The sequence below is a fragment of the Natronomonas sp. genome (assembly GCF_036625485.1).
Lineage (GTDB): Archaea > Halobacteriota > Halobacteria > Halobacteriales > Haloarculaceae > Natronomonas.
Map to the genome: position 1 here is coordinate 1 of NZ_JAZKTR010000162.1, position 5,314 is coordinate 5,314.

At 64.2% G+C, this 5,314-nt stretch carries 7 protein-coding genes; 1 reads left to right on the top strand and 6 read right to left on the bottom strand.

From position 1 onward, the window contains the following. Window positions 1–176: 176 nt before the first annotated feature. The 5 genes from V5A53_RS12695 to V5A53_RS12715 form a co-directional block, all read right to left on the bottom strand. Window positions 177–458, bottom strand: a complete 282-nt coding sequence (locus V5A53_RS12695) for a DUF2188 domain-containing protein (RefSeq protein WP_332313988.1) — start codon at window positions 456–458, stop codon at window positions 177–179. A 121-nt stretch (window positions 459–579) separates the two neighbouring features. After that, window positions 580–1,623, bottom strand: coding sequence for an ATP-binding protein (locus V5A53_RS12700; protein ID WP_332313989.1), 1,044 nt, complete (start codon window positions 1,621–1,623; stop codon window positions 580–582). 42 nt (window positions 1,624–1,665) lie between these two features. Further along, window positions 1,666–2,046 carry a hypothetical protein gene (locus tag V5A53_RS12705; RefSeq protein WP_332313990.1) on the bottom strand — a complete coding sequence of 127 codons (381 nt, stop codon included), beginning with the start codon at window positions 2,044–2,046 and terminating at the stop codon, window positions 1,666–1,668. Window positions 2,047–2,086: 40 nt separating this feature from the next. Next, window positions 2,087–3,664, bottom strand: coding sequence for a hypothetical protein (locus tag V5A53_RS12710; RefSeq protein WP_332313991.1), 1,578 nt, complete (start codon window positions 3,662–3,664; stop codon window positions 2,087–2,089). Then, window positions 3,661–4,293: a hypothetical protein gene (locus V5A53_RS12715; protein ID WP_332313992.1), complete on the bottom strand. Its 633-nt coding sequence runs from the start codon at window positions 4,291–4,293 to the stop codon at window positions 3,661–3,663. The genes V5A53_RS12710 and V5A53_RS12715 overlap by 4 nt, the downstream gene beginning before the upstream one ends. Window positions 4,294–4,328: 35 nt before the next feature. On the opposite strand from V5A53_RS12715, the gene V5A53_RS12720 reads away from it, so the two are divergent. Beyond that, window positions 4,329–4,652 carry a hypothetical protein gene (locus V5A53_RS12720; RefSeq protein WP_332313993.1) on the top strand — a complete coding sequence of 108 codons (324 nt, stop codon included), beginning with the start codon at window positions 4,329–4,331 and terminating at the stop codon, window positions 4,650–4,652. Here V5A53_RS12720 and V5A53_RS12725 read toward each other — a convergent pair. Further along, window positions 4,649–5,314 (bottom strand): hypothetical protein (locus V5A53_RS12725; RefSeq protein WP_332313994.1); only part of this gene is annotated, 666 nt, incomplete at its 5' end. The two genes, V5A53_RS12720 and V5A53_RS12725, sit on opposite strands and share 4 nt — an antisense overlap.

The window sequence follows — 5,314 nt, forward strand, 5'->3', positions numbered from 1 at the left end:
ATGGCGAGCAACGAGATTCGTTGCACGAACACGAGATGTGGCTGGTCCGAAGAACCCGACCCGTCAGAAATTCCGACACAGTATTGTCCGCGGTGTGGCTCCGAGACGACGCTACAGAGTGACGCGGGTTACATCGAGGAGGAGGATCGTGACTCCTACCACAAGGGGTAGGCCCGTTACTTGCTCGACCGGACGAGCGTCGCCTTCCCCTGGCCGTAGGAGGCGTCCTGTTTGACACGGAATCCGTAATGGACGGTCCCGTTTGATCGGTGGACTGTGACGCCACGCCAGTTCGACCGGCCCAGGCGCTTCGCACGTTCGACGGCACGGGACTTCGAGTTGTGGGTCGAGTTCTTGGCGAAGCGGCCAGTTTTGACCTTCCAGTCCCCCTCGCGCGAACTGCTCTTGTTGTTCTTGTTCGGGACGACGTGAATGGGCTTCTTGCCTTTTCTCGCCATGTGTGAAACAAGTCGGTTCTTCCGACAAAAGCGTTCTGTTGAATACTGTTGACACAAAGAGCCTGGCTGTTGAGAATCCGATACGGCGTTTTTGATACCCTGAGAGGTTCTTCGCCGATGTTTACGTGACCGCGTCCTCGACAACCGACTCGATGTCGTCCTCGATGGCCTCGTCCACCCCGTCGCGGCCGGAGCCGTCTGGGCGGGCCGCTGGCGAGGTGTGTTTGCCCGGCTTTTCCCCCGGGTTCGAGGCCGGAGAACCGACCTCCTCGGGGTCGGGTTCGTCACCATCACCGCCGTCGGCACGCTCACGGGAGTGACGGACCATCTCCTCGGCCAGCGTCTCCCTGAGACGCTCCTTGCCGACCTCGGGGACCGCCCGTGCAATATCCTCCGGCCGGAGCGGGCCGGCGTCGATGTCGGCGTCGGGTTCGTGCAGCGCACGCGCGAGTTCGTCTATCTCCTCAAAGGAGGTAGCCATCTGCGCCGTGTCGCGGGCCTCCCGGGGATCGGCCTGCCCGGTGACTTCTTTGACCTTCTTTGCGACCGACCGCGCCTGTGATTCGCTTTCGACCCAGTCGATCTCGTTCGACAGCATCTTCGCACAGACCTCGATGTACTCGTTTTCGTCGTAGGGCTCGAACGCAAGGACCCGGAACCGACTCTGGATGTGTTCGGGCAGTTCCTCTCGGTGGTTACAGGCGGCGATCACCTGCGTCCCCACGTCAACGTCGTAGCTCTCCCGGGCGCTGTCACGGACCAGCCGGCCGTGTTCCATCGGCGTCGACAGCACGTCGTAGGCGTCGTTGTCCAGCGCGTCGATCTCGTCTATCAACAGGATCGGCGGGTCGGATTTCAGCACGTCACGGAGCTTCGCCGCCGTGATCTGGTCGCCGTCCCGGTACATGACCCCGGGAACGTTGCTTTCGAGTGCGAGCAGCAGGGCGGATTTCCCCGAGCCCGGCGGCCCCTCGAACAGGACGTGCGTGTCGCCGCCCCGCAGGGCGGCCGAGACGACCGTTTTCGCGCCGTCGTGGCCGTAGACGCCCTCGAACACGTCGCGGCCACGCTCGGCATCGACGCCGTCCACCTCCCCAGCGGCAGCACTGTCCCCGCCCTCCTCGTCCTCCGGCGTGGGGGGATCTCCCTGGTCGTCGTTTTCCATGTATTGAGTATCCCCGCCCGGCCGCTTGAGTCTGTCCCCCGGCTACTCGTCGTCGGCCTCCGCGTCAGCCTCCGGTTCCTCCTCCTCCCCCTCTCCGTCGCCGCCGCCGAGTTCGTCGCTCACGTCTCGCCACGCCTCGTTGATCGCCTCGTAGGGCTCCGACCCGTCTGTGACGAGTCCGTTCGCACGCGCGACGACCCACTGCCGGGTCTGGACCGACGCCGCGCCAGCGCCGGGGCCGTCTTCGAGGATGCCGCTGGTGTCGAAGTCGCGGTCGGTGCCTTCGAGGCCGACGATATGGCACAGCGTCTCGATACGTGCCTCGTCGGTTTTGCAGTACCCCATGCCCTTTTCGAGCGCCGCTTCCATTGCGATTTCGCAGGTGTCAACGTCACCATCCGCTTCGTCTACCTCTGGTGCCATACGCCCACGTACACCCGGACGGGTCAAAAACCTGCCGCGGTCAGAACCCAAACAGGCCCGATGCGCGCCGAATCCGCTCCTCGATGAACTCGTCAATGTCGGACTGTATCGGCCCGCCGGGGCCCGGCGCCGACGGGAACTGCTCTGTCGCCGCCTCGTAGACGTCGGCGTAGAGATCGACTATCTGGTCCTCGGTCAGGTCGTAGTCATCGACGGTGTCGGCGATGGTGAACGTAAACGCCATGTCACGCTCGATGGTGAGATTCTGGCCGACGCGGCCGATCTCCCACGACCCCTGGAGATTCGGCCACTGATCGAGTACCTCGGCGAGGACCGCATCGGACGCACTCGGCAGCGCATCGACCAGCGGGCTCTCCTCGCGCCAGGGGCCAAACGCCGCCCGGAGTTCGCGGAAGCCGCCGTTGACGGCGACCCAGGAGTCGGCCTCTGTCTGCCGGAACCCGGGGGCGCCATCTGGCGGCCCGAAGACGAAGCGTGCGTCGCCACCGACCGTCTCGACGCCGCGATCATCGACGTCGACACGGCGGTCGGGGGCGCGGTCGACGGTCGTCCCGAACTCCGCCCTGACGTCCTCGGCGAACTCTGTGGGGTCGCGTGCGCGCTCGAACTCGCTCTCTATCTGGCCGATGAGACGTTCCATGAAGTTTTTGACCATGAACTCGTCCCACGCCGGTTCGTTGGGGCCGCGGCCGGACATAATGTCCATTTCTATCCACCCCTCGAAGGTCCCGTCATCGCGCTCATCGACGCCAGCACGCGGATGCACCTCGGTGAAATCCGAGTCGATACTGTCGGCGACGATCTCGATTGACTCCTCGACCCACGCGCGGTCATCGGCCTCCCACACGCCGACGAATATCATCGCCCGGGTCGGGCCCTCCCCCCTGTGGACGCTGATCTCGGATTTCGAGGGCTGAATCCCGGTATTGCCGATCCATGTCGGCATCCGAAAGACGACATCGGAGCCCTCGGCGTCGCCCTCGACGGTCAGCACGTCGACAAGGTCCTCCAGTTTGAACCCGATGTCTTCGGCGAGTTCGCCCGCGCCCTGGATCTCGAAACACTCCAGGCCGTAGTCGATGACGACGGAGTGGCGGTCGATTGCCCCGACGTTGTCGAAGTGCATATCGGTACAGTTCCAGAAAAAGTCACGGAGACGCCGCTCCGCCTCGTGAACGCTGCCCCCGGTCGCGTCGACTTCGGGCATCGACAGCCACGACTGGCGGTCGTCGGCCCAGTCTTTCACGGGCACGACGGCGGGCGGCTCGCTTTCGGTCACATCGGCGGGGAACCGCTCGAACTGGTTGATCTCCTCGTTGTTCTGGACCTTCCCGCTGTGGTGGTGTGGGACCGCCGGAACTGCGAATTTCACAGCGCACGGGACCTCCTGTGTCGGTTTTCCGCGTGGGCCCTCTTGTTCCGAGAGCGGGACTGACCACACCTCCCGGCCCTTGCCGCTGCCGAGGCGGTCCCACCCCAGTTCCTCCAACCGTTCACGCGCGAGGTCCTCCTCGTCGTCGTAGAACATCTCGGCGATGTCCTGTAGCTCACCACGCATCTCGACTTTGACTGTGCAGTCGGTCCAGTGGGTCGTCATCGTCGCTTCACCAACTCCCCGAGCTTTTCATCGAGCGTGTCGATGAACTCCTCCACGTCGTCGGGTTCCCAGTCGAAATCGTCACCGACGAACTCGGCGTTGACTTCCACGAACTCGTCGTGTTCGTGGCCGAAGGCCCCGTAGTCGGCGTAGAACTCCTCGCAGTAGGCGTCGGGGTCGATCTCGCCCTGGACGAGATGGCAGCCACCGCCGGGGATGTAGTGGGCACAGGAGTCACACCGCTCGTGGTCGGGGTCGAAGTCGGGGCCACCGGGCCGGCGATACGCCGCCTGGCGCTTCGAGTGTGGCGGTGTGAACCGTATCGACCCGTCATCGAACGCCTCGACGCCGCCGTCCGTGACGGCGGGGAGGTAGCGGCCCTCGGTCGGCTGGCAGAGTTCGACCACCAACTGCTGTTCGTCGGCGACTTCTTCGGCGTCTTCGAGCGTCTCGAAGACGACCTGGCCCATCATGCCGCTCCGGACGAACCCCTTGGTTTCCCAGTCCCACACCGCGTAGCCATCGGGGAAGAATCGGTTGGCAGCGTGGACGCGCGGCGTGCCGGACCTGCTGGATTCGACAGCAGACCCAACCTCGGATCTGACGCGTGAACGAATGTCTCGGCCCATAACCTCTTTTCACAGCGGAGTGGCAAAAACGTTGTATGCTGATCGGGAAGATGCTCAAATACGTCTGGGCGCTCAGACGTGGCATCAGCGCCGACAGCGAATCGGACACGGAGAGAAAGGGGTACCTCTCCTGGCGCGGCGAGTGGCACGCCGCAGCCTGGGGGTTCTCGGTCGCGTTCGTCGCCGCCGTGACCGGCCACGCCTGGATACTGCTTGTCGGAGTCGGGTGGGTGTTCACGCGGGCGAAAGACGAGCCTGGGTTTCTCCCGTTCCCGGGACAGTTCAAAAAGGAGTCGCTGTACCTGATCGCACACGCTGTGCCGGGGTATCTCCTCGGGCTCGCCGCCGCAGCAATCTAACCGAACAGCGCCTTTTGCCACCGTTCGAGGCCGGACTGTGGGTTGCGGCCGAACGAACGGACGAGGATTTTGGCGACGACACTCAGAATTGCCATTATCTGTTTCCCTTCTTTGTCGAGAACGCCCGACACCGAAGCGTCGATGTTCTGGTCGTCCAGCCAATCCTGCAACCACCACGACGCCGTGACCGGAATCTTCGGGTCATCTCCCGAAAAGAACCTCGCCTGCCGCCAGACAAACTGCTCGAAGCCGGTGTCTGCCTCGGCGCCAGGCTTCGAGGGCCGGAGGCCGCCGTCGCGGCCTTCGAGTCGGTCCCGGAGGTGGTTCATGTCGATGTGTTCGACAACGCGCTGTGCAGCGTCGGTCAGGTCCTCTTTCGAGTTGACCCCCTCCATCGCTTCTTCGCCCGGCACCTGGGCGTAGATGTCCTCGTCGTCCTCGTGCTTTTTCGGCGCCACAGCGGCGCCGACGGCGTCGGCGACCTGTGCCTCGACGGGCGCCCCGGGCTTGTGGTCGACGTTGACTTCGAGCCCTTCGACCCGGGAGAACACCTCGACACGGTTCGGGTTTGCACTGACAGTCAGGGGCAGTTCGTCGTGTGAGATCCGGGCGAGGCCGCCAACGCCGTCGTTCCAGAAAAAGCGCGTGTTGCCGACACGGCG

Bases quoted from the DNA above. Each gene is read 5' to 3' on its own strand.
- V5A53_RS12695 (WP_332313988.1), bottom strand. From the start codon at position 458: ATGGCGAGAAAAGGCAAGAAGCCCATTCACGTCGTCCCGAACAAGAAC.
- V5A53_RS12720 (WP_332313993.1), top strand. From the start codon at position 4,329: ATGCTGATCGGGAAGATGCTCAAATACGTCTGGGCGCTCAGACGTGGC.
- V5A53_RS12715 (WP_332313992.1), bottom strand. From the start codon at position 4,293: ATGGGCCGAGACATTCGTTCACGCGTCAGATCCGAGGTTGGGTCTGCT.
- V5A53_RS12710 (WP_332313991.1), bottom strand. From the start codon at position 3,664: ATGACGACCCACTGGACCGACTGCACAGTCAAAGTCGAGATGCGTGGT.
- V5A53_RS12700 (WP_332313989.1), bottom strand. From the start codon at position 1,623: ATGGAAAACGACGACCAGGGAGATCCCCCCACGCCGGAGGACGAGGAG.
- V5A53_RS12705 (WP_332313990.1), bottom strand. From the start codon at position 2,046: ATGGCACCAGAGGTAGACGAAGCGGATGGTGACGTTGACACCTGCGAA.